This is a genomic window from Gordonia sp. Swx-4 (genome assembly GCF_030316175.1).
GTDB lineage: Bacteria > Actinomycetota > Actinomycetes > Mycobacteriales > Mycobacteriaceae > Gordonia > Gordonia alkanivorans.
Genome location: NZ_CP128197.1, coordinates 5,074,112 through 5,100,636, shown reverse-complemented (window position 1 = coordinate 5,100,636; position 26,525 = coordinate 5,074,112). Strand labels below are relative to the sequence as shown.

Here is a 26,525-nt window from a genome sequence, read left to right as displayed (position 1 = left end):
GCGAGGTCACCCGGCGTGCGCGAGAGCCTCGGCCCGCTCCTTGATCCCGTGGAGCATCTTGCGTTCCATGATCAGCGACCCGGGCTCCATCGGGATCATCGCCAGCTTCTTGCCCAGCCCGGGCAGCCGAAAGCGGTTCCGGCTGATCAGCCGCGTCGAGTCGCCGTCGGGGACCAGGGTGAACGACCACACCCAGTCACCGTCGGTGGTCCGGGTGACGAATGCGCGGCCGGGGTCGGCGATCTCGATGCGGGAGGCCTCGGGTCCGACACCGATCGTCTCGCCGACGACCGGATGCTGGAACTCCTCGAGCACCCGGTCGGTGCTGTGCATGTCGAGCCCGAGCAGGTTCTCGATCCAGTCGTAGGTGTAAGCGCCGCCCCGCGGCGACGGTCCCATCTGAGCCAGCCACGGGTAGATCGCGTCCGGTGGTGCGTCGATCGTGATCGCGCGCGTGGCCACACCGTCGGCGTCGGGCAGGAACTCGTCGCCCGGGAGTGCTGCGGCCACCTCCTCGTCCGTTGCGCCCCAGGTCATCACCCACGGCCGGACCTAGGCGCAGTACGCAGCGGCGGAACACGCGGTCGAAGCCAGCAGACCTGCGATGATCGGGCCGCTCCTCATTCCGGGTCCCGGTTCGACGCGGCGGACAGGGGGCGAGTCGGATACGGGTCGTCGGGCCGCGGTACCGGGCGGCGCGACAGCGTGCGCCGCCATAGGATCGCCAGGCAGATCTCGATGATCCCGAGTACGACGATGACCGGTTGCAGGAAGAAGAAGATCTGGAGCAGCGCGATCTGGATGCCGATCCATGCCACCAACGACGCGCCGCTCAGCAGACCCCCGAGAATGCCGAGCCGGGCGTCGACAGGCAGGACGACGACGGCCAGTGCCGCGAGCGCATGTGGCACGCCGATCGCTGCGATGAGTACGAGGCCGGGGCCGGTCCAGTTGTCGAACGGCGTGTGTTGCAGCCACTCCCGAGGCATCTTCCACCGGTCGTCGGCGAGCGCCAGACCACCGTCGATCGCCTGATACGCGACGAGCAACTCGACGACAGCCAGCAGCGCAGCGGCCCAGGTACGTCGGTATCCGGCAGCGATGGTGAGCGGGCGGCGGAGGCCCGGTGTTGACCTCATACCTCCAGTCTGCGCGCCCGGCGAGTCGGCGTCGTGGGTACTAGGTCCCTGACCAGGACGTTCTCAGGGGCGAACCCAACCGTCGGCCATGAACTCGAGGAGGAGCTGGGCCTTGTTGCCGATGGGTCGCCCGGCTTCTTCGTAACGACGCACGACGCGGCGGTAGTGCTCGCGGACCGTGCTCTCCGCGATCTGGTGTGCCTGCGAAGTCTCGCGGAGTGTGGCGCCGAGGGTGTAGGTCTGCAGGATCTCGCGCTCGCGTTCGGTCACCCGCACGCGGTCGGCGGGCGCGTGCGGAGTCGACTGCTGATCGGGCGGGCCGACGATCGCGGCAAGGGCCTGACGCAATGCGGATTCGGCGCCCGGCGAACGGGGTGAGATGCGGATGTGGTCGCGGGAGGCGATCCCGTCGCCGAGGAAGACGACGCGCACATTGCGCAGCATCGACGCACGCCGGACCTTAGCGAGCGAGCCGGGCGACCTGACCAGGAGGACGGCGGGATTGCGCAGGGAGGGAATCTGCCCAGGCTCGACCAGGGTGGCGCCGTAGCCGGCCCCCTCGATGAGGGCCACCAGTGCGGCGTCGAACAGATCGCCTTCGGCGACCACGACGGCGAGGCGTCTCAGATGGGAGTGGGGCTGCGACCCGGCGGATTGCGGGACGGTCCGGCCGACCGAATTGAGTCGGGACACGTTGGGCTGCGGGTTTGTCTCGTGCTGGCGGTGAAGTTCATCCAGAGGGGCTGACATCGGTACCGTCCTTCTGTAGACAGAATCCTGCTGCCGGCCCCGCGTGCCGCCGATTCTCTCGACCCGGCGGCATGATGGGAGCCGTGATCGACCTTGCTCGCGATCGGTTTGGCAGGCGGAGAGATGAACTGCTCTCAACGTCTACTTCTCTAGGGTTACGAACATTGCTCGATAAGTCACTGCCTTTCCGGCCCGATTGATAAGTTATCGAGCCATAATTGGCTCGAATGACTCCAGTAAATGCGTGATCACGCACGGATGGCCCGCATCAGGCAAAATCATGCACGTGCCGAATTGTCTTCGCGTGCTCGTCGCCTCCCCGCTCGGCCACGTCGTGGCGGGCCCTCTCCAAGGCGCGCTCGAACACGCCGTCGTCACCGTGGCGACCAGCGAGGACGAGTTCACCCGCTCGGTTGCCGGCCACGTCCGCTTCGACGTCGTGATCGCCGACCTCATCTGGAACCGCCCTGACCTGGAGTGGCGCTTCGACGGGCTCGACGCCATCGACGCCCTGAACAAACACGACCGTCAGGCGCCGGTCATCCTCGCGACCCAGGGCCATGGGCTCGAATCCGATCATCTCGATGAGGCGCGACTGCGCGACGAGGTCGCGGGCGTCATCTCGAAGTCCGACGGGTTCGCGACACTCATGCGCGCGGTGCGCGCGGTGGCGCTCGGTCAGGTGCTGGGGGAGAAGCCGGGGCCTCCGCGTCGGAGGCCTCTGTATGAGTTGTTCACGGGCCAGCGGGGTCATACCGCGGGACGCCTGGCGGGCGCGATCGCCTCGGGCAACGCGTCCGACGGTGCGAGTCTGGCGCGCGCGGCCAAGGTGTCACCCAACACGGCCAACAAGGTGACGAGTCACTACCTCGGCCCGATCATCTCCGAGCGTGGTGAGGCACCGACTTCGTCCCCGATGTCGCAGGCCGCCGTCTACCGCTGGTGCGGTCTGCACGCGCGGTACCTGATCAGCTGGTGCCGACGGCACGGGCACTCGGACGTGCTGGGTCCGATGCCGGCCTGACCGAACACCGGGCGTGGAGCCATTCGAGGATCTCCACCCCGGCGAGAGCGCCGGTCTCGGCGGTGACGGTGAGACCTGGCGTCGTCCAGCCGAGGAGCTCGAGCTCGCCGTGGCGTGGGCGGATCGCGTGGTCGGCGATCTCGAGAAGGTCGGCGTCCAACCACCCGTCACCGGCCGCGTACAGCTGCGCGTCCGTCCCGATCGTGCCGTCGTCGACGAGGCGCCGACGCACCTCGGCGATCGCCGCGGACTTGGTGACCGACCGGGGCGTCGCGTAGATCTTGCGACCCTGCTGCGAGGCCGTCCACCCGTGCGCCGCGCACCAGTCCTGCCACGCGGGCAGAAACTCATGCGGCTGGGCCGCGGGTTCGACGACGAGGTAGCAGAACAGGTCGTCGGCGATCCGCAGCGACTTCACCCAGGAATCGTCGATGCGGGTGCGCAGTTCGGTGAGTACCTCGTCGAGGCCTGCGCCTGAGGCGGACACCACGCGTTCGATCTGGTGACGCCAGGCCGGGTCATCGGCTCCGTCGACGAGGATTCGTCCGCCGTTGCTCGCCACGGCAAACCGAAACGGTCCGCCGGGCAGAGCGATTCGCTCGTACTGGTCCGGCGTCCGAGTCGTCGTCGGGATCACCGGCACCTCGTCGGCGAGGTGGGCGAGGAGCTGGACGGCGGTGGTCGTCATGTACGACAGCGGGGCGTCGCGGTAGATCTCGACGCAGACGGTGTCGAGGGCGGCGAACTGTGCCTCGCCCATCGCCGGTTGCGAATAGATCATCGTCCGGTCGAGGTCGGTGGCGACCAGCACGCTCACGCGTCCTCCTTGATCAACCCGACACACGAGTAGGCGAGATCGGGCGAGACCTCCACCGGCACTCCGCGTTCGGTGGCGAGGAGTCGGATGTGGCGGTGCTCGGGCAGGTCGTCGGCGCGGACGAGGACCCGCCACGGCACGCGGCGCAGCAGCACGCGGGTCGTCTCGCCCACGCCCGGCTTGACCAGGTTGATCGACGACAATCCGTAGTCGAGCTGAATCCGTTCGACCGATCGCCATCCCGACCAGGTCGGCGTCCGATGCTCCGCTGTCATGGCGGCCAGCGTGGCGGCGACGCGGTCGGCGACGGTGGGGAACTCGGCGCTCACCGCATCGAGAAGCCGACCGGAGACGTCGAACTCGGCCAGATCCCGATAGAACTTGGCGCCGTGGAACTCTCCCGGACCGATGTGGTCGGCGTTGAGGACCGTGCGCGACACCAGCCCCGACACGGTGGAGTTCAGGCATGCCGACGCGATGAGGAAGTCGTCGCGAGTACCGAACAGGGTGGTGCAGGAGCCGGGATCGGCGAGCACCGCCAGCTCGTCGTGCAGTGCCGGGCGGCCGGGAAGCTGCGCGTACTCGGCCAGCGCCGCGGTGAGTTCGCGCTGGATCGCACCCTTTCCGGTCCAGCCGTCGACGAAGACGATCGACTCAGCGGGATGGCGTTCGACGATGTGGTCCAGGGCGACCGTGTCGATCCCGCGACCACGCACGATCGAGATCGTGTAGTGCTGGGGCTCGATCCCGTGAACCGCCTGCATCCACCGGCGGATCAGGATGCCGACGGGTGTCCCGGCTCGCGCGAGTGACACAAGTGTCGGCGACGAATGCCGTTCGGTGAGAATCAGTTCGGAGACGACCCCGACCGCCTCGGCGAGTCGCTGTGCTGAAGACTGCAGCGTTGCCTGGAAGAGGTCCTGGTATTCGCGTCCCGGCTGGTACTCGATCGGCAGGGACTCGGCGTAATGCGCCTTACCCGACTGGATTCGACGTTCCCGCTCGTGCAGGTCGCCCTCGAGCGCGATGTCGGAGAGATCCTTGAGCAGCCACGTCACCTCGTCGGGTGCGTAGGAACCGAAGTCGGGACCGCGGAGCGGGGGTGTGGACGTCACGGGTTGACCGCCTGTCGTGATGCGCGGAGTTGCGTCTGGTCGGTTGCCGGGAGGATTGCCAGTGTGACGGGATGGCCTGCGGTGGTGAGGACGTCGAGAAGGCCGCCGGGGGAGCGGAGTTCAGGGGTGTCGGCTGGGGTGTCGATCACGACCACCACCTGGGGATCGGGCAGGGCGTCCGACGAGACGTTGTAGATGTAGCGCGGTGTCTCCGGATCGGATTCGGGTGCGAGGAAACGGAATCCTCGACGCAGCGGGTAGCCGGGCACGTTGTGGACCTGCGCGGGCGACCGAGTGGTCGTCTGATAGCCGGTCACGAAGCCTCGTTGCTCGAGGCCTTCGGCGATGCACAGCGGCGCGTACATCAGCTCCTCGTGTCCGACCACCACGACGGGACGCTGCGGATCGAGATGTTTCGCGATGGTCGCGGCGGCGGCCTCGGTCGCGTCGCGGAACGGCCCCGCATCGGATCGCGCGAACCCGTGGCGGCCGCCGTCCGGCGTCCCCTTCGGCCAGTCGAGGTCGAGTGTGGTGACGCCCGCTCTTTCCGGCACAACGGGGTTGAGCGTGTCCGAGGTGAGTTCCCACACGTCGTCGAGCAGAGTGGGCGGCAACGTGACCGAGCCGTGTGCCAGTGCGACGTAGGAGACCTCCACGCCGAGGTCGGCGGCGGCCTTGGCGCAGATGGCCCGCTGATCGGCGCTACGCATGTCGACGAGTGAGGCGACGACGAACCGTGCGCGCGGGCGTGTCGCGACGATCGTCTCGATCGCGCCGAGCGCCGTGGTGCCGGTGGAGATCTCGTCGTCGACGAGGATCAGCGTCTCGTCCGGGGTGGTCGCGTCGAGAAAGCGCGGATCGCTGGGTTGCAGCAGGTGGGTGGTGGCGTGCGAATGCCCCTCTTCGAAGGTTCCCGACACGACTACGCCGGGAAGCCGACGACGCGTCGAGTGTAAGTAGCGGGACGCGGAGATCCGTTGGGCGACACAGTGTCCGAGTCCGGTGGCGGTCTCGGCGAAGCCGAACACGATGGAGTCGCGCGCGGCGTCGGCGCCGATCTGCTCGATGATCGCCGCACCGAGGTCGTCGGCAGCACGGCGAACCACGTGGGGAGGCGTGGGGATGTGCTTGCCGAGAACGGTCGAGACCAGGAGGTGGGCCCGCCGCTTGTTGTGGCGCAGACCGAGGACGACGAGGTCACGCACTTCGTGCTCGGCATGACCGGTGCCGTCGGACGTCACCTCCACGCCGAAGCGGGTGGTGACCCAGTCCGGTTCGCGGTCTGAGGGATCGTGGCTCACTGCGTTCACCGGGCGGTGGGTCCCGGGGCGGCGAGGGCGGTCAGGAGATCGACGAAGCTGACGCCTTGCCGGGTCACGCCGAAGGCGGCGGCTCGGTCGATCACGCGTAGCGCCCAATTGCGATGTGGTTTGAGCTCGTTCATCTTGTTCCGGTACGACGACGCCCGGACGCCGCCGGCTTCTCCGGAGAGGATGTCGAGCGCATCGTGATACTCCTCGTGGGTCACCGCGGACAGCGCATGCACGGCGGCGACGTGTGCCGGATGGATCACCGTCTTGCCGTGGAGGCCGTTGGCGCGGTCGAGCGAGATCTCGCGCAGCAAGCCGTCCATGTCCCGGCTGACCAGCTGCTGCCGGAAATAGACGGCGTCACTCTCGCGAAAAGGTGTGTGCCGCAACATCGGCTGGAACATACGCTCGTGGTCGGCGAAGTATTCCCACACCGGTCCGGTCACGATGAAGCCGGATTCGTCGGTGCGTCCGAGGTGGTTGACGATGCCGGCGATGACGTCGGCGGCGACCCGGACGTCGTAGATCGTGAGGTCGCGGTCCCGGCGGATTCCGAAGTAACCGCAGATGTCGGTGGCCCCGATACGAACGGCGAGCACGCTGGCGCGGTGTGCGCTGAGATGCGCGGCCAGGGTGGTCAGTTCCTCGTCGCGTGTCTCCCGGTGGACCACCGAGGCGGACTCCAGGACCGGCATCACCCACAGATGTTGTCCCAGAAGTTCACTCGCCTCGGCGACGGCGCCAAGCGCCTCTTCGGCGTTGGCGGAGTTGAACTTCGGGATGACGAAACCGGTGAGCGCTGATGGGGTGCTCGCAGACGGTGCACCTGCGGCCGACGGGCCGGCGAGGGCGGTGGCGATGCGCAGAACGCGGTCGGCCGATCGCGGCCGGACGAACAGGAGCATCGGCTCGCCGGGATTCTCCCCGATGTCGCGCAGGGCGGCGACCGCGTGATCGATGGCATCGGCCTCCTCGTGGTCGGCGACCGCGTCCTCGAGGTCGATGACCATCGAGATCACGCCCTCGGCCCGCCGCTTGCGGATGACGTCGGCGAGATCGGGACGGGTGGCGGGCACGTAGAGGGTGGCGCCGAGCGCGATCGCCAATCTCTGTGCGGGCCAGGTCCGATCGATCGACTCCGGTTGCCGGAAGAACAGTTGTTCGCGCGTAGCAAGTCCCAATTGACCGAAATGCCGGATTGTTCCGGGTTCGAGCCCGGGATCGTCGTGGCGTGCCGTGGTGGTCATCGTGCGGCCACCTGTCCTCTCATCCGGGAAACTATCTCGCTGATCCGGTCGTCCACGGCCCGCAACTGGGTCAGATATCCCCAGTAGTCGGGGTGGACGCGATCGAGCTCCCCCTTCGCACGCTCGATCCGGTCGGCCTGAGCATCGAGTACCGAGCCCCATTCGTCAACCAGAGAATGGTTGACCGCGAAGCGTTGGGCGTCGCGGAGTCGGAAGCGGACGCCTCGTTCGGCGTCCTGCGGATCGGCGCGCACCTCGCGCAGGAGCCTCAGCCGATCCAGGGCGGCGTCGACCGCGGCCTCCGCGACGGACAGATCATCGCGGGCGGCGTCGGCCTGTTCGATTGCCTGGTCGGGTGCGTCGGCGAGCATTCCGCGCGCCGTCGAGATCGCCGTATCCGCATGGGCCAGACGCTCGTCGACGATGGTCTCGGTGCGCTCCAGGTCGGTGGAACAGTCCGCGCTGAACTCCCGGCGCAACGTCGAGAGCGTGTCGGGAACCTGTGCGCTGCGGGTCGCGATGGCGCTGCGTCGGGTTTCCACCGACCGGATGACCCGACGGGCGCGGTCGGCGAACGCGGGCGCCTCACGGAGGAGGCTCTCGAGCCGCTGTGCCGACGTGATGACCGTCGCAGCCGCCGGCTGCCGCTCACGGAGGGCTGAACTCTGCTCGAAAACTCTCAACGCCCGGTCGAGTTCGTCGGTGGCCCGGGTCACCGACTGCAGCCGGCCGATCGCCGGACCGGCGTTCTCCAGGGCCGTCATCGCCCGATGCGAGGCGACGCGCGCCTCGTGGTCCTGGGCGTTCGCGGTCTGCACCGCGGAACGGGCGCGTCGGAGTGCGCCGGCGTTCGCCTCGGCGAAGCCGCGCATCGACGCCGTGACCGCCCGGAGGGCCTCGGTGGTGCGGTCGTAGTCCTGTTGCCGGACGCGCGTGCCCTCGGGCGGGGAGACGAGTTGGAGGTAGTCGGCGGTCACCTGGGCGTGCTGATCCCGGATCGCCGACCACGCCTCGCGCAGCTGCGAGCGCGGGTCGGTGGCGGCGACCACCGCGACCGCCGGATCGATTTCGGCGAGGACCGTCTCGGACTCCAGGAAGGTCGCTGTCATTTGTTCCGATGATGCAGGTGAGGCGGAATTCGTGCGTGAATCGTTGCCGAACCAACGACGTACGAAGTTTCCGGGCACGACACGATGCTATCGGCTAATTTCAACTCGGTATGAGGCCGGACCGATCGACTCACAGCTGAGCTCATCAGCCACCTCATGGCGCAGATGGATGCCGATCGGCGGCGGTGCCGTGATTCGGGGACGGCGTCGGGGAACACACGAGGGGGGCCGAGCGGCGGCCTCCCGGCGGCGCGAGAGAGGCACGTCGAATGCAGTTGGTACAACGATCCAAACGCGTGGTCGAGGCCAGGCTGAACAACACCGCGGTCCGCGCGATCAGCGGTTCGATGGTGGCTTACGAGGGGCAGGTCGCGTTCAAGTCGGCCGGCTTCGGCGGTGGTGACGACGTGCTCGCCGGTCTCAAGCAGCGGGCGACCGGTGAGGCGTTGTCCTTCATGGAGGCCTCGGGCAACGGCATCGTGTACTTCGCCCACAACGCGGCCGAGACGACGATCATCGAACTCAACAACGAGACGCTGCAGGTCGAGTCCCAGCAACTCATGGTGCTGAACGGGAACCTCCAGACCAACGTGACGTTCGCGGGTCTGCGCGGCGCGTCGTCGGGACAGGGACTGTTCACGACGACGGTCAGTGGACACGGCCAGATAGCCCTGCTGTCCAACGGTGGCCCGCTGATCCATCTGGAGGTGTCACCCCAGTACCCACTGGTCGTCGATCCGGATGCATTCGTGTGTGCCCGTGGGCAATTGAGCCAGTCCTTCGTCACCGACGTCTCCTGGCGCTCCGCCCTGGGGCAGGGTGGCGGCGAGGCCTTCTCGCTGCGGTGGGACGGCAGCGGAGTCGTGTCGATCCAACCGGCCGAGCGGTGAGGGTGAGGTAGCGAATGTTCACCAAGGTCAACAGCAAGATCGTCTCGGTCGACATCGGCCGCAGCGGACCGGTCATCGCCCGCAAGGGGGCGATGATCTTCTACAAGGGCAACGTCTTCTTCCAGCCGCATCAGATCGCCGGTGCCGGAATGGGCGGCGGCATGCCGGGATTGGGTGCGATGGGCGGCATGGCCGGCCGCATGCTCGCCGGCGAGCACGAGTCGACGATGATCGCACAGGGGCAGGGCGAGGTGCACTACGGATTCCTCGGCATCGAGGTACACGTCGTGGATCTCGGCGCGGTCGGCGGAACCATCCGAGTCGAGGCCTCCCGACTACTCGCATACGGCGCGAACCTGCAGGCGTCGGTCGTATCGGTGGCTTCCCAGGGAGGGAGTGGCGGAGGTGGCGGAGGCGGGGGTCTGTTCGGTGCCCTGCGGTCGGCGGCGGCCGGCGCCGTCACCGGCCAGGGCATGTTCACGACGCAGCTCTCCGGTCCGGGCTCCGCGGTGATCCTCGGCCACGGCGGGGTCTTCGAGCTCGAGGTGACGCCGAACAAGCCGCCGGTGACCGTCGACCCGCAAGCCTTCGTCGGCTCCGCGGGACAGGTCAACACCAACCTCCGCTCGACGGTCAGCTGGCGCAACGTCGGCCGGACCGGCGGCGAGGCAATGCAATTGGAGTGTTCCGGGCAGGGCATCGTCTACGTGCAGGCATCGGAGGAGAAGCTGTGAGCCAACTCAACACCGTGTGGAATCCGATGACTCTGCCGTCGGACGACAACGTTCCGGACAACAACTACTCGTTCTGCATCGACCTGAACCAGCCCTGGTTCATGTCCAAGGGCGCGATGATCGCCTACTACGGTCAGATGCAGTTCACCTCACTGCAGCAGGGCTTGCAGGGCCAGCTGCTGCAGATGGTGGCGCAACAGTTCTCCGCCCCGCTGTACCTCGGCGACTACGTGGTGGCCGAGGGGCAGGGCAAGCTGATCATCGGCGACCGCGGCTACGACATCAACGCCTACGACCTGGAGGACGGCAATCTCACCATCCGTGCGTCGAATCTACTGGCGTTCCAGCCGAATCTGTCGCTGAATCAGTCGATCGTGCCCGGCTTCCTCACCCTGATCGGCACCGGCAAGTTCCTGGCGTCGTCGAACGGTCCGGTGATGTTCGTCGAGCCGCCCGTGCGCGTGGACCCCGAAGCGCTTGTCGGCTGGTCGGATTGCCCGTCCCCGAGCCATCACTATGACCAGGCCTGGGTGAACAGCTTCATCGCCGCCGCCGGCCAACGGTTCGGCATCAATTCCGGCGAGGAGCGGCAGTTCGACTTCACCGGCGCCGGAACGGTTCTGGTGCAGTCCAGTGAGAAGGTGCGCGACGACTCGTCGGTCCTGCGCACCATCCAGGGCCAGCTGCCGGGTCTCTCGGTGCCGGGCCTGCAGCAGATCAACCAGCAGATCAGTCAGCAGCTCACACAGCACCAGGGCTGACACCCGCGGAAACGAGAACTGCGCCGCAGATCCGGAAAGGATCTGCGGCGCAGTTGTGTGTGCTGTGTGCGGTGCGCTACACCTCGACCTTTTCCTGCTCGCCCTTCGCAGCGAGGCGGTTTCGGCGAACCACACTGGAGATCAGGGCCGCGATGATCAGTGCGACACCGATCAGGCCGGTGATGATCTCCGGCACGTGGGTGCCGATCGAGTACAGCAGGATGAACGCCAGCGCGCCGATGGCCCAGTGGGCGCCGTGCTCGAGGTACACGTACTCCGAGAGCGTGCCCTTGCGGACCAGGTACACGGTGAGCGAACGGACGAACATCGCGCCGATGAGGCCGAGACCCAGGGCGATGATGATCGGGTCTGCGGTGATGGCGAACGCGCCGATGACGCCGTCGAACGAGAACGACGCGTCGAGCACCTCGAGGTAGAGGAACAGGAAGAAGCCTGCCTTGCCGGTGGCCTTCGCCAGGTTCGACGGACCGGAACGCCCGTTGTCCCCTTCGGCCGCGGCCTTCTCGGCCGAGTCGGTACCCGGTTCTGCCGACTCGTCGTGCTCTTCGACCTCGACGTTGAAGTACTCACCGAGGCCGTTGACCAGGATGTAGGTGACCATGCCGAGCGCGCCGGCGATCATGACCGTCGACCGCTCGTCGGCCGGCGCGATGAACGTCGCGGTGAGCACGAGGAGAGTGATCGCGATGACGACCTCGAGCATCTCCAGCTTGCCGATCTTCTCGAGCGGACGCTCGATCCACGACAGCCAGGTGATCTCCTTCTGTTCGAACACGAAGCCCAGGAACAGCATCAGGAGGAACATGCCGCCGAACGCCGCGATCTGCGGGTGGGCGTCGGTGATGATCGTCTCGTAGCTCGGGTCACCGTTGGCGAAGTAGGCCGCGTCGTTGGGCGGCGGGTTCAACGCGAGGTCGAGTGCGTCGACCGGGTTGAGTCCCGACGCGAGCCACACGATGACCAGGGGGAACACCAGACGCATGCCGAAGACGGCGATCAGGATGCCGATGGTGAGGAAGATCTTCTGCCAGAACTCGCTCATTCTGCGAAGGATCGTGGCGTTGATGACCGCGTTGTCGAAGGACAGTGAGATCTCGAAGACGCCCAGGATGGCCGTCAGGATCAGCGCTTCGACACCGCCATAGAGGAACGCGATGATCAGCGACACGACCGTCACGACGACCGAGAGGCCGAATATTCGTACTACCACTAGCTGGTGGCCTTTCTGAGGTGTTCAAGGGACCGCTGCCGACGGCGACGCCGGAGGGTGAAGACACGAGGATGCCGCACCCACTCTAGGAGAGGTGCGGCATCCTCGCGGAATCTGCTGCGGGAACAGCAGGCGAAGACCGGACTCAGACGTTGACGCCGAAGTCGCGGGCGATGCCCGCGAGCCCCGATGCGTAGCCCTGACCGACGGCGCGGAACTTCCACTCCGAGCCGTGGCGGTACAGCTCACCGAAGACCATCGCGGTCTCGGTCGAGGCGTCCTCGCTGAGGTCGTAACGTGCGATCTCCGAGCCGCCCGCCTGGTTCACGACGCGAATGAACGCGTTGCGCACCTGGCCGAACGACTGTGAACGAGCGTCGGCGTCGTAGATCGAGACGGGGAAGACGATGGAGTCGATGTTCGGGGGAACAGCGGCGAGATCGACCTTGATGACCTCGTCGTCGCCCTCACCCTCACCGGTCAGGTTGTCGCCGGTGTGCTCGATCGAGCCGTCGGGCGAACGGAGGTTGTTGAAGAAGACGAAATGCTGATCCGAGACGACCTTCTTGTCGGTACCGAGCGCGATCGCGCTGGCGTCGAGGTCGAAGTCGGTGCCGGTGGTGGTGCGGATGTCCCAGCCCAGCCCGACCGACACCGCGGTCAGTCCGGGGGCCTCCTTGGTCAGCGAGACATTTCCGCCCTTGCTCAGGCTCACGCCCATGAGATTGTGCCTTTCTGTTGGTACGTGGTCTGGTGATGTCCGATTCGTCCGGGGTGCAGCCGATCGGAGCAACCGACAACACTCTATGTGAAGGGGGTGTCGGGGTCACTGGGTCGGATAGATGACCTGCGGGTTCCCGGATCCACGACACCTCGGGCCGGGACACATGTGCGCATCCAGGAGGGGACGCTGGCATGTGATGGGCATCACTGCGACCATGGAGGTCAGTCCGAGCGTGAGCGCCAGGCGTGTCGCGGTGTCGACATCGGCGGACGGTTTCTGACGTCGGTTCAGTCCCGAGCCAGTGTGGCTCGGGCGTGAGCCGATCAGGAGTGTGCGATGCCCGCCCAGAACGTTGCCCGCAAGCTCATCGAAGCCCACCTCGAGGCCGGGGAGATGACGCCCGGCGACGAGATCGCGATCCGCATCGACCAGACCCTCACCCAAGACGCCACCGGGACGCTGGTCATGCAGGAACTCGAGTCGCTGGGTCTCGACCGCGCCCGCACGGAGGTGAGCGTCCAGTACGTCGATCACAATCTGTTGCAGACCGATGAGAAGAATGCCGAGGACCACGAGTACCTGCGCACCGCCTGTGAACGGTTCGGGCTCTGGTTCTCCAAGCCCGGCAACGGCGTCTCCCATCCCACCCACATGCAGCGGTTCGGCATTCCCGGCAAGACGATGGTCGGGTCCGACTCGCACACGCCCGCCGCCGGATCCCTCGGGATGCTCGCGATCGGCGTCGGCGGTCTGGAGGTGGCACTGGCCATCACCGGTCGCCCGTTGAACATCCGGATGCCCGAGATCTGGGGCATCAAGCTGGAAGGTGAACTGCCGCCGTGGTGTTCGGCAAAGGACGTGATCCTCGAGATGCTTCGACGGCACGACGTGAAGGGTGCCGTGAACCGCATCATCGAGTATCACGGGCCCGGGCTCGGGAGTCTGACAGCGATGGACCGACACGTGATCGCGAACATGGGTGCGGAACTGGGTGCGACGACGACGGTGTTCCCGAGCGACGACGCGGTGCGTGAGTTCCTCCGCGCCGAGGGTCGCGAGGACGACTGGACCGAGCTCGTCGCCGACGACGGCGCGACCTACGACGCCGAGGAGACCATCGACCTCACCGGGATCGTCCCGCTGATCGCGAAGCCCTCCTCACCGGGGGACGTCGTGCCCGTCAGCGAGGTCGCCGGCGAGGAGATCTCGCAGGTTGTCATCGGGTCGAGTGCCAATCCGGGTCTCCGCGACTTCGCGATCGCCGCGGCGATGGTGGCGGGGCGGCAGACGTCGTCGAGTGTCAGCTTCGACATCAACCCGACCTCGCGCGAGATCCTCACCGATCTCACCAAGATGGGTGCCACGACCAACCTGGTGATCAGCGGCGCACGCATCCACCAGGCCGGTTGCATGGGCTGCATCGGCATGGGACAGGCGCCTGCGACCGGCCAGAACTCCCTGCGCACGATGCCCCGCAACTTCCCCGGGCGGTCGGGCACCAAGGACGACAAGGTGTGGCTGTGTTCACCGGAGACGGCGGCCGCGTCCGCGCTGACCGGCGTGATCACCGATCCCCGCGACTGGGCGGCCGGAAACGACGTCCCATATCCCGATCTGGAGCTGCCGCAAGAGCATTCGGTCAACACCGCGATGCTGGTGCCGCCGCTCCCGGCGGAGGAGGCAACGCAGATCGAGCCGGTGAAGGGGCCCAACATCTCCGACCTGCCGGACCTCGATGCGCTACCCGACGTCGTCGAGGCGCCGGTGCTGCTGAAGGTCGGCGACAACATCTCCACCGACGACATCTCGCCGGCTGGTGCGAAAGCGCTGCCGTATCGGTCGAACATCCCGAAGCTCGCCGAGTTCTGCTTCACCCGCATCGACGACACGTACACGGAGCGTGCCCGATCCACGGACACCGGCCACATCATCATCGGCGGTGACAACTACGGACAGGGCTCGTCGCGCGAGCATGCCGCCATCGCGCCGCGCCATCTCGGCCTGCGGGTGGTGATCGCCAAGTCGTTTGCGCGCATCCACTGGCAGAATCTCGCGAACTTCGGTGTGTTGGCGGTGGAATTCGTCGACCCCGCCGACTACGACGCCGTCGAGCAGGACGACGCCCTGCGGTTGGAGAACCTGCGGGACGCCCTGGGTGCCGATGACGTCCTCACCGTTCACAACCTGACCAAGGATCGCAGGTTCGAAGTCCGGCACCGACTCTCGAAGCGTCAGGTCTCAGATGTCCTGGCCGGTGGCCTGATCCCGCGGCTCGCCGCCGAGGAACACCCCGACGAACATCGAGCCGAGGAGACCGTGCTGCAGGACAGCGGCGAGATCAGCTGAGCGTCAGCGGACGTACCCCGTGAGCTGGTAGGTCTCCGGCGGACCGGTGATCGACGAGTAGAGCGAGACCTGAGTGAACGCGCCCTTCTTCGGCGCGAACAGCCAGATACCGACCGGGTACTTCGCGATCTTCCCGGCAGCGCAGTTCGGGTCACAGAGCTTGCGGTTTTCGGTGCCGAAGCCGACCGCGAAGGCGTCGGTCCATGCGAGCCAGGTGATGTCGGAGACGATGACTCCCACATCGGCGCAGAAGATCGACGAGAGAGTGCGGGGCTGAACAAGTTTCGCGCCGTCGCAACCGCCCACGACCGTCACGGCGGGGGCGGGCGCCGGAGCGGCAGCGGCGGTCCCGAGGCCGGTGGCGCCCACGATCGCGACCACCGCGGCGACCGCAGCGGTCACGCAGGTCCTGATGATGTTCCGTCGCATGAGATCCGCCTTCCGGTCGGGTTCCGGCACGCGAACATTCTCGGACACCCGGACGGGCCGCGGACGCCAAACCGCCGATCCCGGCGCCCATATGGGGGACACGACGAAGCCCCCGCCGGATCGGAGTGAACTCTCGACCCTGGCGGGGGCTGCGTACGTGGTGTTCCGAAGAGGATCAGGCCTCGACGATGAACGCCTCGAGCTGCTGACGCGCGACGTCGTCGGCGAGCTGCTTCGGCGGGGACTTCATCAGGTAGGCCGATGCCGGGAGGATCGGTCCGCCGATGCCGCGGTCCTTGGCGATCTTCGCGGCGCGCACGGCGTCGATGATGATGCCGGCCGAGTTGGGGGAGTCCCAGACCTCGAGCTTGTACTCCAGGTTCAGCGGCACGTCACCGAAGGCACGACCCTCCAGGCGGACGTAGGCCCACTTGCGGTCGTCGAGCCATGCGACGTGGTCCGACGGGCCGATGTGGACGTTCTTGTCCTCGACCTTGCCGGCGAGCGCGCCGGTCAGGTTGGAGGTCACGGCCTGGGTCTTCGAGACCTTCTTGGACTCCAGGCGCTCGCGCTCGAGCATGTTCTTGAAGTCCATGTTGCCGCCGACGTTGAGCTGGTAGGTGCGGTCGAGGGTGACGCCGCGATCCTCGAACAGCTTCGCCATCACGCGGTGGGTGATGGTGGCGCCGACCTGGCTCTTGATGTCGTCGCCGACGATCGGGACGCCGGCGTCGGTGAACTTCTTCGCCCACTCGGGGTCCGAGGCGATGAATACCGGGAGTGCGTTGACGAAGGCGACACCCGCGTCGATGCAGCACTGTGCGTAGAACTTGTCGGCCTGCTCCGAGCCGACCGGCAGGTAGCTGACGAGGACGTCGACCTCGGCGTCCTTGAGGGCCGCGACGACGTCGACACCCGAGCCGTCGGCCTCGGTGATGGTCTCGAGGTAGTACTTGCCGAGACCGTCGAGGGTGTGGCCACGCTGAACGGTGACACCGGTCGGCGGCACGTCGGCGATTTTGATGGTGTTGTTCTCGCTCGCGAAGATCGCGTCGGACAGGTCGAAGCCGACCTTCTTGGCGTCCACGTCGAACGCGGCGACGAACTCGACGTCGCGGACGTGGTACGGGCCGAACTTCACATGCATCAGGCCGGGAACGCTGGCGTTCTCGTCGGCGTCCTTGTAGTACTGCACGCCTTGCACCAAGGATGAAGCGCAGTTTCCTACGCCCACGATGGCAACGCGCACCTTATTGGGCTCACCCATGGTCGGGCTCTCCTTCTTGTTGCGGCGTCGCAGACCTTCGCTGCGCCACCGGTGTTTTCACTTGCTCGGGTGCCCGAGCTGTTCGTCCCGGCTCTGCGGCGAGTCCGGTTCTGGCAATTCGTCATCGGCTCGTCCGGTGCCGGCGTCCGGCCCCGGATCGACAGGTGACTGTTCGGTTCCGGCGTCGTCCCGAGCGGTGTCGTCGGGATCGAATGTGTCGGAATCGAACGGACTTGGAGTCCCGTCTCGCTGCTGGGAGCTCTCGGCGGCGATCAGCTCGTTGAGCCAGCGGACCTCCCGTTCGCTGGACTCGAGGCTGAGCTGATGCAGCTGACGGGTGTAGCGATCGACCGCCCGGTTGGACCGTCCGACGATCTCCCGCAACCCTTCGCGGCGCTCCTCCACCTGCCGACGACGACCCTCGAGGATGCGCATGCGCGCAACTGCGGGAGTCCGGCTGAAGAACGCCAGATGCACACCGAAACCGTCGTCGGTGTAGTTCTGCGGACCGGTGTCGGCCACGAGCTCGGCGAACCGAGTGCGGCCGGCATCGGTGAGTTGGTACACCCGACGCCCACGGCGAACCTTCATGCCCGAGGGTGCGTCGGCTTCATCGATGAGACCGTCGGCCTGCATCCGACGCAGGGTCGGATACAGCGAGCCGTAGGAGAAGGCACGGAAGGCCCCGAGGAGCCCGGTCAGCCGCTTGCGCAGCTCGTAACCGTGCATGGGGGCTTCGAGAAGCAACCCCAGAATCGCGAGCTCGAGCACTTCGTCACCCCCTCCGGTCCGTCGATGTGTCGAAAGGTGCTGACAGCGCAACACCTCGCTCCGATGTGTTTGCCAATGTATCGCACCGATATAACCGGTGTCCACGACGAGGTCGATCGAGGAAGATACGTCGTGCGTTGGGCGGTCTCGGCAGCCACCCGGTTCCGTGGAGCGCGCGGACCCGTCGCGCCGACGACAAAGGTGTGACCACGTACGCTTGGAACCGTGCAACGCCAGATCGTCGACTACGCCCTGCAGCGGCGCGCTCGGCTGTCCTCGGTCCACGCGGGCCGGACCGCCGTGGCCGACGTGTGCGATGCGAGTCCGTACCTTCTGCGCGCGGCGAAATTCCATGGTCGGCCCAGCGAGACGATGTGCCCGATCTGCCGAAAAGAGCAGGTCACACTTGTGTCCTGGGTGTTCGGTGAACGGCTCGGCCAGGTGAGCGGCTCAGCGCGGAGTACGGACGAGATCGCCCGGCTGGCGACCACCGCCGAGGAGTTCTCGGTGCATGTCGTCGAGGTGTGCCGGACGTGCAGCTGGAACCATTTGGTGCAGTCATACGTTGCCGGGCTGCCGCCGCGGACCACGCGTCGCACCCGACGTGTGGCCAAGTAGTGCGCTGGCCTGCGGTTTTTTGCCGAGGCCTCATGCGTGCTGTCAAAGTGGAGTGGCACGAGGCTAGAGAATGAGCCCGAGGTCAGCGGTGCGTGTACGTGCCGCACGGCCCGGTAGGAAAGGTGGACGATGAGCGAGGCGTACGGTTCTTCGCCCACACCGCGCGGTACCGGACCCCGTCCCGGTCGCAACGGTGGCGGTAACAACGGACGAGCCAGCAGGCAGGCCACGGAGGCGCGGCAGAAACGCTTCGCGTGGGCGCTCGGCGCAGTGGGTGCGATCGTCCCGGCCATCGTGCTGGTGCTGATCATCGCGTTCGCATTCACCTACTTCACCGCGGAGATCCCCGAACCCGAGGTCAGCCAGAAGGCGACGATCGTCGACACCTCCGGCCGCACCCTCGCCGACATCACCCAGCCCGACGGCAACCGCACCGTCGTCCCGTTCGACGAGATCCCCGAGACGATGATCCAGGCGATCGTCGCTGCCGAGGACCGCGAGTTCTGGACCAACAACGGCTTCTCGCCGCGCGGCCTGTCCCGCGCCATGATCGGTCAGATCACCGGCAACCAGTCCGCCGGCGGTGGTTCGACGATCACGCAGCAGTACGTCAAGAACGCGATCGTCGGCGACGAACGCAGCTTCGACCGCAAGTTCAAGGAACTCGCGATCGCCGCCAAGATGAACGAGCGGCACGGCTGGTCGAAAGAGAAGATCCTCGAGGCCTACCTCAACACCATCTACTTCGGCCGCGGAGCCTACGGCGTCGCCGTCGCCACGCAGAAGTACTTCAACAAGTCCATCACCGACAAGGCGCGGGCGAAGAAGAACCCGCTGACCTTCGAGGAAGCCGCTCTGCTCGCGGGCGTCATCCGCGCGCCGTCGTACTACGACCCGGAGAACAACCTCGAGGCGACCGAGGCCCGCTGGCGGTATGTGCTGAGCGGCATGGTCGCGACCGGAGCCATCACCAAGCAGCAGGCCGACAACGCGGTCTTCCCCAAGACCGTCAAGGCGCGTGTCAGCGGAAGCGACGAGACGCCCGGCCCCAACGGTCTGATCAAGCGTCGGGTGCTCGAAGAGCTCACCAGCGTCGGCATCACCGAGAAGCAGCTGCAGACCGGCGGCCTCAAGATCAGCACCACCATCGACCCCCAGGTGCAGAACGGTGTCGTCCAGGCGGCTTGCCGCAAGAACAAGATCTACAAGTGTCCGAACGGTCAGCTGAACGGTGAACCCGACGACCTCCTGGCGTCCGTGGTGTCCATCGACCCGCAGTCCGGAGCCGTGCGCGGCTACTACGGTGGCGACAACGCCGGGGGATGGGACCTCGCGCAGGCGGGTCTCCAGACCGGCTCGTCGTTCAAGGTCTTCGCGCTCATCGCAGCCCTCGAACAGGACATCCCGCTGTCGAAGACCTACAGCTCGGCGCCCTTCGAGGCCAGCGGTGGACTGACGGTCGAGAACTCCGACGGTGAGAGCTGCGGCTCGTGCAACCTCGCGACCGCGATGAAGATGTCGCTGAACACCGTCTACTACCGCCTCATGATGGACCTCAAGCGAGGCGCCCAGGACGTCGCCGACGCGGCGCACCGGGCCGGTGTCGCCGAGTCCTTCGGCAACATCGAGAAGACCCTGGAGGAGGCGAACGGCTCCCCCGAGGGCGGCGTGGTGCTGGGCCAGTACCAGTCCCGCGTCATCGACATGGCCTCGGCATATGCGACGCTCGCGGCGTCCGGCGTCTACCACGAGCCGTACTTCGTGCAGAAGGTCACCGACTCCGAGGGCCAGGTGCTCTTCGAGCGCAAGAACGAGGGCAAGCGGGTCTTCCCCGCCAAGGTCGCCGACACCGTGACCGCGGCACTCGAACCGATCGCCGCGTACTCCAACGGCAACTCGCTCTACGATTCGTCGCTGGGCGCGCGTCCGTCGGCTGCCAAGACCGGCACCGTGCAGCTCGGCGACACCGGCAAGAACAAGGATGCCTGGATGGTCGGCTACACGCCGCAGCTGTCCACCGCGGTCTGGGTCGGCACCAACGACGGCACGGCGCTCACCAACTACAGCGGCGCGTCGATCTACGGCAGCGGCCTGCCCTCGCAGATCTGGAAGGCGGCCATGAACTCCGCCCTGGAGGGCAAGGAGATCAAGGAGTTCCCCGAACCCGAAGAGGCGATCGGCGGACAGGTCGGCATCCCGTACGAGGCGCCGGCGACGACATACGCCCCGTCGACGCGCTCGCGCGGACCCTCTGCTCCCACCTTCGAGATCCCCGATCAGGGCAACGACGGCAACCTGACCCTCGCACCGGGCGTGACCATCCCGATCCCGGGAGCCCCGCGCGGCGGCGGCAACTCCGGTGGCGGCAATTCCGGCGGCGGGAACTCGCCCGGTGGCGGAGGCACCGGCGGCGGGAACACCCCGGGCGGCGGAGGCAACCAGCCCGGTGGTGAGGACGGCGGAGGCGTCCCTGAACCGCCTGTCGGCTGACCAGGACACCTCGGCTGACACCGACGACGCAGCCGACCCTGCCTGGGACAGCCCTGCACCGTTGGCGCGTGACGAACGCGTCGACGCAGAACGAATACTCCCGACACGCTCCGACAACCTCGTGCGCGAGGCGAGTTCACTCATCGGCGGCCCGGCGGGCGCGCATGCCGTCATCGGCCGCAGCCGCCACCTGACACCGCTGCGCGTGCTGTTCGCACTGGCTCTGTGCGGTCTGGCCCTCGGCTGGTTCGGCAAGGCGAGCTGTCTGCAGCAGGCTTCGCCCGACGACGGTTCGGCGAGCCGGCCGGGTGCCGAGATGCGACTCGACTGGGACGACCAGCGGCAGTTCACCAATCTCTGCTACAGCGACGTCATCAGCTTGTACGGCGCGGAACGACTGAACATCGGGGCACTGCCCTACCGCGATTTCTGGTTCCAGGAGGATGCCCGGGGTCAGACCATCAAGCGCTACATGGAGTACCCGGTCCTCACCGGGATGTTCATGTACGGCGCCGCGCAGCTGACGCGCGGTTGGGTGTGGGCCGAGGAGAACTGGGGTGTCCCCGGTGCGCTCGACGTCGTGCTGTTCTTCACCATCGTCGCGCTCGGACTGGCGCTGTTCTGGCTGGTCACGATCTGGGCCACGGCTCTGACCGCACGCACCCGGATGTGGGCGGTCTGGCTGGCGGCGCTGTCGCCGCTGGTGTTCGTCCACGCCTTCACCAACTTCGACACCATCGCGACGGCAGCCGTCGCGGTCGCCCTCCTCGCCTGGTCGCGGGACCGGCCGTGGATCGCGGGCGTGGCCATCGGGGTCGGTGCCGCCGCGAAGCTCTATCCGGCGTTGCTCCTGGTGGTGCTGGGAGCGTTGTGTCTGCGGTCCGGCCGGGTTCGGGAGTTCGGGGCCACGGCTGCGGCCGCGCTCACCGCCTGGCTGCTGGTCAACCTGCCGATCCTCATCCCGTATCCGACCGGGTGGTGGGAGTTCTTCCGGTTCAACGGCGACCGCTCCGCCGACGCCGACACCATCTACCGCATCCTCGCCGACACGCTTGGTTTCACATGGAACATCAACCATCTGAACGCGCTGTCGGTGGGGTTGACCGTCCTCGTCCTGGTGGCGGTCGCCCTCATCGGTCTGTGCGCGCCGTTCCGTCCCCGGGTCGCGCAACTGGCGTTCCTCGCGGTGGCCGGCTTCCTCCTCGTCAACAAGGTGTGGAGCCCGCAGTACTCGCTGTGGCTGGTGCCGCTGGCGGTCCTGGCGATCCCGCACACCCGGCTGCTGCTGACGTGGATGACGATCGACGCGCTGATCTGGATTCCGCGGATGGGCCTGTTCCTCGACCAGGAACGTCGTTGGCTCCCCGACCAGTGGTTCACCACCGCGGTGGTGCTCCGGGGATTGATCGTCATCGTGCTGTGTGCGGTGGTGATCTGGCAGATCTGGCATCCGAAGGACGACCTCGTCCGGGCCGGGAACGACGGTCGCTGGTACGACGACCCGGCCGGTGGGGTGCTCGACGGCGCACCGGACCACATCCGGCTGCGCCTGCCGTCGAGGCGTGTGCGGCGACGTACCGAAGGCGAAGTGGCCGAGTCGGTTTCGGTCGGGAGTCGGTGAGCGAACAGCAGCTGCCCGCGGTCCGACGCGTATCCGAGGGAACCGAACGCTGCGCCGGCGCGTCCAATCCATCATGAATCCCTCGCAACTCGCACTCCCCGACGACCTCGCCGACTGGCTCGCCGAGGGCGACCGTACGGCCGAGCTCCTGTCCGATTCCGTGCTGGTCGACCAACAGTGGTGGATCGACACGCTGGCCGAGTTCGAGATGCCGAACACGTTGCACGGCAGTCGAATCGGCCGACAGGAGTTGTTCGCTCTCGGTGCGGTCGCCGGCGAATCCCCGGAAGATGCGATCGCGCTGCTGTGGAATGTCGTCGCGTTCTGCCTGGGCCGGCAGAACTCCGACGGCAAGAAGCGGATCGCCGCCGTGGCCGCGGACCGCAAACGCCTCGGAAGGTTGCTCCAGGAGGCCGCCCTGGCCAGTCGAGACGACCCGGGCGCGGCGTACGCGATGCTGCGACCGGACAAGGGCGGCAACACCATCGATCGGCTTGGCCCGGGCGGGTTCACCTGGTTTCTGTACTTCGCGGGTGCCGGCGACCCGAAACACCCGAGTCCGGTGCTCGAGGCAAAGGTCGGCCGGTCGCTGCGACGTGCCGGGTGGAAGGGTCTGCGCGACGGCGTCTGGACCGCCGCCGACTACGTCGCCTACTCGCGGATCGTGGATCGCTGGCGCACGGAAGCCGGGGTCGATCGCAACGACGTCATCGTGCGCGGCCTGTTCGCGATCTCGCCCCCGACCGGATGGGACCACCCATGGCAGGCCTGGGAGCGTCAGACGTGGGAGAAGGCGAACTGGGTGCGCGGCCCGCTGTCCACCGACGATCTGCGCGTCGTCCACCGCTGGTTGTGCACTCTGTCCGCATTGGCGCCGAGATCCGCTGAGGCGCAACACGAATTCAGGGACCTCGGTCGCAAGATCAGCCAGGCGCTCAATGGCGAGGTCAGTGAGATCAACAACGGATTCGACGAGGACCACGTCTACGGCAGCTATCTCGGTCGACGATTCTGAGGGTTGAGGCGTGCTTGCCGTGGGTATGGCCTGGACATGGCTGAGCGTGGCGAGAACATCCCGGACAGCACCGCGGAGGCGGTCGGCAAGGTGGGGGAGGCGCTCGAGTACGTCGAGCGCGCCCGTGGCCACCTCTACAGTTTCCATCAGCTCATCGGGCATGCAGACCTGCTGCTCGGCGAGGCCGTGGACGCACTGCGCGAGGACGGGCACACCGACATCGCTGACGCCCTCGCCACCGAGATGGTCGGACGCAATGTCGTCAACGGCCGCTGGACATTCCAGGTCGTCGAGGAGTTCGACTCCACCTACTGGCAACCGCTGCGCGACCACGTCGATCGGGCACGGACCGAGCTGACGGACGGAATCGCACACCTCCACGAGGCGCGGATGAAAGAGGACCGACGGACGCACGGTCACCCCGACCACACCAAGGAGCCTGAGGGCAGAGAACCCGGATCAGGTGGACATCCGCTGTAGCAGTATGTCTTTGGCGACCGGCCAGTCATCATCGGTCATCGAGTAGAGCGCGGTCGTGCGCCAGCCGCCGCCGAACCGCCGGTGTTTGCGGAGCAAACCCTCGAATCGGGCGCCGAGCTTCTCGATGGCGGCGCGGGACTGCGCATTGTGCTCGTGGGTGTGCCAGGTGACTCGTACAGCGCCGCAGTCCTCGAAGGCGTGCCGCAGCAACAGGTACTTCGCGGTTGGGTTGACCGTCGTCCCCTGCACGCGTTCGGCGTAGAACGTGTACCCGATGCAGGCACTCCGGTGGGTGTGGTCGATCTCGTAGAAGCTCGTCGACCCGACGATCTCGCCGTCTACGTTGTCGACGACCGCGAACGCAACGCGTGCGTCTGGGCCGACGTTGGCGGCATCGATGAAACGTTGGGCGGAGGTGAGGTCGACCGGTACACCAGGAGACCAGCGGAACCGGGCCGGATCCCCGACCACGCGGGCGAGCGCCGGAGCGTCGTGGACGGTCAACGGCCGCAGGGTGACCCGCTCGCCGACGAGCGGGCCAGTGCCCAACCAGGAACTCACGTCAGGCTCGATCCGCGGCCGGTGCAGCGGGTCGAGTCGCGGGATTTCCGGGGAGATCACGCGGTCCCGTGTCGCGGATCGTCTTCGACGCGAGCGGTTCCCGCAGCGGTGTGCGGGCGAGCGTACCGATCAGGTAGACGAGCAACACCGCGTGCACCCACACCGAGCCGGCGACTCCGGTGAGCACCCACCAGGGCAGGGGATCGCCGGCGTCGCGGATGGGGAACAGGCGGAAGATCGTGAGGTCGAGGGCGATGTCGGTGAGCAGGTAGACGGCGATCACCTGCCAGCGGACTCGCATGAGCACGAAGAACGGGAGAATCCAGAGCGTGTACTGCGGTGAGTGCACTTTGTGGAACAGCATGAACCCGGCGAGCATCGCCCCGCTCACGCCGATCCAGGGGAAGACCCCGATCCGCTCGTAGCGGCGCCACCCCAGGTACATGGCCACGGCGAAGCTGACGAGGATCAGCACCGGCGACGCCACTCCGACGACGGAGTGGTAGGTGTCTGTCGTTCCGGTGAGATAGCGCAGACCCCAGTACCAGATGGAGTTGGTGTCGACGTCGGCTCGCCGCCGCCCCTGGAAGGTCAATGCCGCCTTCCAGCCGTCGAATCCGAGGACCATGAACGGCAACTGGATCGCGACGACGGTCACCACCGCGGCGCCGGCCACCCATGCGGCACCGACCCAGTCGAGGCCGCGACGCCCCGCTTGTCCCAGACGAGCGGCGTCCCCGGTCAGGACATAGGCGGCCAGCGGCAGCACGAAGATCCCGGGATAGAGCTTGAGGCAGAAGCCGATGGCCAGCAGGACGGCCGCCACCACGGCACAGGCGCGCAGCGGGAGTCTCCGTCGGTCGGTGGCGGGATCGATCGAACCGCCCCACGCCATCACGGCGATCGCGGCGACCGCGGTCGCGACCACCGGCAACTCCCAATTGTGGAAGGAGTACAGGACCAGCGGGGGAGTGGCCGCCCACAACAGCGCCCACCAGCGGACCATCAGCGCCAGCATCACGGTGATCGCGAAACCGAACGGCGCCAACAACAATGCGGACTGGGTGAAGAACGCGGTGTCGGTGTCGGCGCCGATGGCCCCGACGTACATGAGCAGGCCGGACAACACCGGGTACTCGACCACGCCGCCGAACAGGGTGCCGTCCCCGGCGATCCCACCGTGAATGTAGGGGAACACGTGGTTGTTGATGTCGCGGCCGAGCCACAGGTACATCAGGTCCGAGTAGCAGGGGATGAGGCCGCCGGGATCGCCGGAGGGCCAGTTGGCGCTGCGGCCCTCGGCGTCGAACGGCGCCCCGCCGCAGCGGGCCTTCGCCTGGAAGCTCCAGAACATCGTCGCCGCGGTGGCCAGTAGCGAGACCAGCACGATGACCGCGGTCTCACCGCGTCCGGACAACCACGGGATCCGCCGAGGCGTACTGATCCGCGGCTCCGACATGGCCAACAGAGTAGGTCGTCGCGTCTGGATCGTGTTCCCTGAGGTGTGACGAGCCGCGAACGCCGAACCGACCCGATCGTCGATCAACGGCCACCGGTGTCTCTCCGACTTACCCTGGGTCGATGAACGTGCTGACCGTCGCAGGCATCGTCCCGGGGCCGCGCTACAGCGTCGAGGCGACCCTGGCGACCGGAATCGGGCACGACGGCACCGCGGGACGCGAACTGCCGGTGCGGGTGTGGCGCTACCAGGGCGTCGTCTCTCTCGATCACAACCGGGAGTTCCGCGGGATGATCCGCCTCACCGACGTCACGTCGATCTCGTTCTTCCTCCCCGACAGCCTCGATCACCGCCGCGACCCGCAGGCGATCCACACCGAGCTCGGCGTGCGGCAGTACGTGAGCAACCCCGGGCCGGCGGCGATCGGGATCGGGCCCACCTGGGCGGAGACGACCGTGGTCGACGATCCCCGTGGTGGCGAGGGCCGGTGGCTGCAGACCCAGGCGCACATCCACGGCTACGGCGTCGCGACCCTCGAGCTGAACTACCGCATCGAGGTCGTCACCAGCCGCTGAACCGGTGCTCACGACCTCGGATTTCCGGGAGAACGTCCTGGT

Annotated in this window: 25 protein-coding genes and 1 pseudogene; 11 read left to right on the top strand and 15 right to left on the bottom strand. The window is 67.0% G+C overall.

The genetic code is table 11. The features are described from left to right. Positions 1–6: 6 nt before the first annotated feature. The 3 genes and pseudogenes from PWF70_RS23105 to PWF70_RS23095 all read right to left on the bottom strand — a co-directional run bounded on the left by PWF70_RS23105 (position 7) and on the right by PWF70_RS23095 (position 1,889). Positions 7–624, bottom strand: a pseudogene (locus PWF70_RS23105) (SRPBCC family protein). Beyond that, a complete protein-coding gene (locus tag PWF70_RS23100) occupies positions 621–1,139 on the bottom strand; it encodes a hypothetical protein (protein WP_006361075.1) in 519 nt (172 codons plus the stop codon). The pseudogene PWF70_RS23105 and the gene PWF70_RS23100 overlap by 4 nt, the downstream one beginning before the upstream one ends. Before the next feature lie 63 nt (positions 1,140–1,202). Next, entirely contained in the window at positions 1,203–1,889 is a 687-nt protein-coding gene (locus PWF70_RS23095; RefSeq protein ID WP_006361074.1) for a helix-turn-helix transcriptional regulator, read from the bottom strand. A 280-nt stretch (positions 1,890–2,169) separates the two neighbouring features. Between PWF70_RS23095 and PWF70_RS23090 the strand changes: the two genes are divergently transcribed. Beyond that, a complete protein-coding gene (locus PWF70_RS23090) occupies positions 2,170–2,913 on the top strand; it encodes an MSMEG_1198 family transcriptional regulator (RefSeq protein ID WP_042376030.1) in 744 nt (247 codons plus the stop codon). On the opposite strand, the gene PWF70_RS23085 is transcribed toward PWF70_RS23090, so the two are convergent. The 5 genes from PWF70_RS23085 to PWF70_RS23065 are packed head-to-tail and all read right to left on the bottom strand — an operon-like array spanning position 2,858 to position 8,511. Then, positions 2,858–3,730, bottom strand: coding sequence for a haloacid dehalogenase (locus tag PWF70_RS23085; RefSeq protein ID WP_042376028.1), 873 nt, complete (start codon positions 3,728–3,730; stop codon positions 2,858–2,860). The two genes, PWF70_RS23090 and PWF70_RS23085, sit on opposite strands and share 56 nt — an antisense overlap. Beyond that, positions 3,727–4,845 carry a cysteine protease StiP family protein gene (locus PWF70_RS23080; protein ID WP_042376026.1) on the bottom strand — a complete coding sequence of 373 codons (1,119 nt, stop codon included), beginning with the start codon at positions 4,843–4,845 and terminating at the stop codon, positions 3,727–3,729. The genes PWF70_RS23085 and PWF70_RS23080 overlap by 4 nt, the downstream gene beginning before the upstream one ends. After that, complete coding sequence (locus PWF70_RS23075; RefSeq protein WP_042376024.1) at positions 4,842–6,155, bottom strand: phosphoribosyltransferase family protein; 1,314 nt, start codon at positions 6,153–6,155, stop codon at positions 4,842–4,844. Before PWF70_RS23075 ends, PWF70_RS23080 begins: the two co-directional genes overlap by 4 nt. Next, positions 6,152–7,402, bottom strand: coding sequence for an HpcH/HpaI aldolase/citrate lyase family protein (locus PWF70_RS23070; RefSeq protein ID WP_006361069.1), 1,251 nt, complete (start codon positions 7,400–7,402; stop codon positions 6,152–6,154). Before PWF70_RS23070 ends, PWF70_RS23075 begins: the two co-directional genes overlap by 4 nt. Further along, positions 7,399–8,511 carry a hypothetical protein gene (locus PWF70_RS23065; protein WP_042376022.1) on the bottom strand — a complete coding sequence of 371 codons (1,113 nt, stop codon included), beginning with the start codon at positions 8,509–8,511 and terminating at the stop codon, positions 7,399–7,401. Before PWF70_RS23065 ends, PWF70_RS23070 begins: the two co-directional genes overlap by 4 nt. A 269-nt stretch (positions 8,512–8,780) precedes the next feature. Here PWF70_RS23065 and PWF70_RS23060 point away from each other — a divergent pair, with 269 nt between their 5' ends. Genes PWF70_RS23060 through PWF70_RS23050 form a run of 3 tightly spaced genes read left to right on the top strand, consistent with a single transcriptional unit; the run spans position 8,781 to position 10,896 of the window. After that, complete coding sequence (locus tag PWF70_RS23060; RefSeq protein ID WP_042376020.1) at positions 8,781–9,401, top strand: AIM24 family protein; 621 nt, start codon at positions 8,781–8,783, stop codon at positions 9,399–9,401. 14 nt (positions 9,402–9,415) lie between these two features. Next, on the top strand, positions 9,416–10,135 hold the full coding sequence (locus PWF70_RS23055; RefSeq protein ID WP_006361066.1) for an AIM24 family protein: 720 nt from the start codon (positions 9,416–9,418) through the stop codon (positions 10,133–10,135). Continuing rightward, the gene (locus PWF70_RS23050) at positions 10,132–10,896 is read left to right on the top strand and encodes an AIM24 family protein (RefSeq protein ID WP_005194143.1); all 765 of its coding nucleotides are present in this window, start codon (positions 10,132–10,134) and stop codon (positions 10,894–10,896) included. The genes PWF70_RS23055 and PWF70_RS23050 overlap by 4 nt, the downstream gene beginning before the upstream one ends. A 76-nt stretch (positions 10,897–10,972) precedes the next feature. On the opposite strand, the gene PWF70_RS23045 is transcribed toward PWF70_RS23050, so the two are convergent. Together PWF70_RS23045 and PWF70_RS23040 are read right to left on the bottom strand one after the other, a co-directional pair. Next, positions 10,973–12,127 carry a DUF475 domain-containing protein gene (locus PWF70_RS23045; protein WP_035753981.1) on the bottom strand — a complete coding sequence of 385 codons (1,155 nt, stop codon included), beginning with the start codon at positions 12,125–12,127 and terminating at the stop codon, positions 10,973–10,975. 145 nt (positions 12,128–12,272) lie between these two features. Further along, positions 12,273–12,848: a TerD family protein gene (locus tag PWF70_RS23040; protein WP_035753983.1), complete on the bottom strand. Its 576-nt coding sequence runs from the start codon at positions 12,846–12,848 to the stop codon at positions 12,273–12,275. A gap of 339 nt (positions 12,849–13,187) precedes the next feature. On the opposite strand from PWF70_RS23040, the gene PWF70_RS23035 reads away from it, so the two are divergent. After that, a complete protein-coding gene (locus PWF70_RS23035) occupies positions 13,188–15,197 on the top strand; it encodes an aconitate hydratase (protein ID WP_042376017.1) in 2,010 nt (669 codons plus the stop codon). A gap of 3 nt (positions 15,198–15,200) precedes the next feature. Here the strand turns inward: PWF70_RS23035 and PWF70_RS23030 are convergent, their stop codons facing one another. The 3 genes from PWF70_RS23030 to PWF70_RS23020 all read right to left on the bottom strand — a co-directional run bounded on the left by PWF70_RS23030 (position 15,201) and on the right by PWF70_RS23020 (position 17,664). Next, a complete protein-coding gene (locus PWF70_RS23030; RefSeq protein WP_035754045.1) occupies positions 15,201–15,626 on the bottom strand; it encodes a hypothetical protein in 426 nt (141 codons plus the stop codon). 175 nt (positions 15,627–15,801) lie between these two features. Next, positions 15,802–16,893 (bottom strand): inositol-3-phosphate synthase, encoded by a 1,092-nt coding sequence (locus tag PWF70_RS23025; RefSeq protein ID WP_006361047.1) that lies wholly within the window; start codon positions 16,891–16,893, stop codon positions 15,802–15,804. 57 nt (positions 16,894–16,950) lie between these two features. After that, on the bottom strand, positions 16,951–17,664 hold the full coding sequence (locus tag PWF70_RS23020) for a PadR family transcriptional regulator (RefSeq protein WP_035753986.1): 714 nt from the start codon (positions 17,662–17,664) through the stop codon (positions 16,951–16,953). A 225-nt stretch (positions 17,665–17,889) separates the two neighbouring features. On the opposite strand from PWF70_RS23020, the gene PWF70_RS23015 reads away from it, so the two are divergent. The 5 genes from PWF70_RS23015 to PWF70_RS22995 all read left to right on the top strand — a co-directional run bounded on the left by PWF70_RS23015 (position 17,890) and on the right by PWF70_RS22995 (position 23,888). Then, entirely contained in the window at positions 17,890–18,282 is a 393-nt protein-coding gene (locus tag PWF70_RS23015; RefSeq protein WP_006361045.1) for a DUF5318 family protein, read from the top strand. Between the two features lie 129 nt (positions 18,283–18,411). Further along, positions 18,412–20,772, top strand: a complete 2,361-nt coding sequence (locus PWF70_RS23010) for a transglycosylase domain-containing protein (RefSeq protein ID WP_035753989.1) — start codon at positions 18,412–18,414, stop codon at positions 20,770–20,772. Further along, positions 20,732–22,393, top strand: coding sequence for a glycosyltransferase family 87 protein (locus PWF70_RS23005; protein ID WP_231498855.1), 1,662 nt, complete (start codon positions 20,732–20,734; stop codon positions 22,391–22,393). The genes PWF70_RS23010 and PWF70_RS23005 overlap by 41 nt, the downstream gene beginning before the upstream one ends. A 73-nt stretch (positions 22,394–22,466) precedes the next feature. Next, positions 22,467–23,408 (top strand): 8-oxoguanine DNA glycosylase OGG fold protein, encoded by a 942-nt coding sequence (locus PWF70_RS23000; protein WP_042376015.1) that lies wholly within the window; start codon positions 22,467–22,469, stop codon positions 23,406–23,408. Positions 23,409–23,444: 36 nt separating this feature from the next. Next, positions 23,445–23,888 (top strand): hypothetical protein, encoded by a 444-nt coding sequence (locus PWF70_RS22995; RefSeq protein WP_035753990.1) that lies wholly within the window; start codon positions 23,445–23,447, stop codon positions 23,886–23,888. Here PWF70_RS22995 and PWF70_RS22990 read toward each other — a convergent pair. Together PWF70_RS22990 and PWF70_RS22985 are read right to left on the bottom strand one after the other, a co-directional pair. After that, positions 23,868–24,449, bottom strand: coding sequence for a GNAT family N-acetyltransferase (locus tag PWF70_RS22990; protein WP_035754048.1), 582 nt, complete (start codon positions 24,447–24,449; stop codon positions 23,868–23,870). The genes PWF70_RS22995 and PWF70_RS22990 overlap by 21 nt on opposite strands. Position 24,450: 1 nt before the next feature. Continuing rightward, the gene (locus PWF70_RS22985) at positions 24,451–25,908 is read right to left on the bottom strand and encodes a glycosyltransferase family protein (protein ID WP_042376071.1); all 1,458 of its coding nucleotides are present in this window, start codon (positions 25,906–25,908) and stop codon (positions 24,451–24,453) included. A gap of 122 nt (positions 25,909–26,030) precedes the next feature. Here PWF70_RS22985 and PWF70_RS22980 point away from each other — a divergent pair, with 122 nt between their 5' ends. After that, entirely contained in the window at positions 26,031–26,483 is a 453-nt protein-coding gene (locus PWF70_RS22980) for a hypothetical protein (protein ID WP_006361037.1), read from the top strand. The last annotated feature ends 42 nt before the right edge of the window (positions 26,484–26,525 follow it).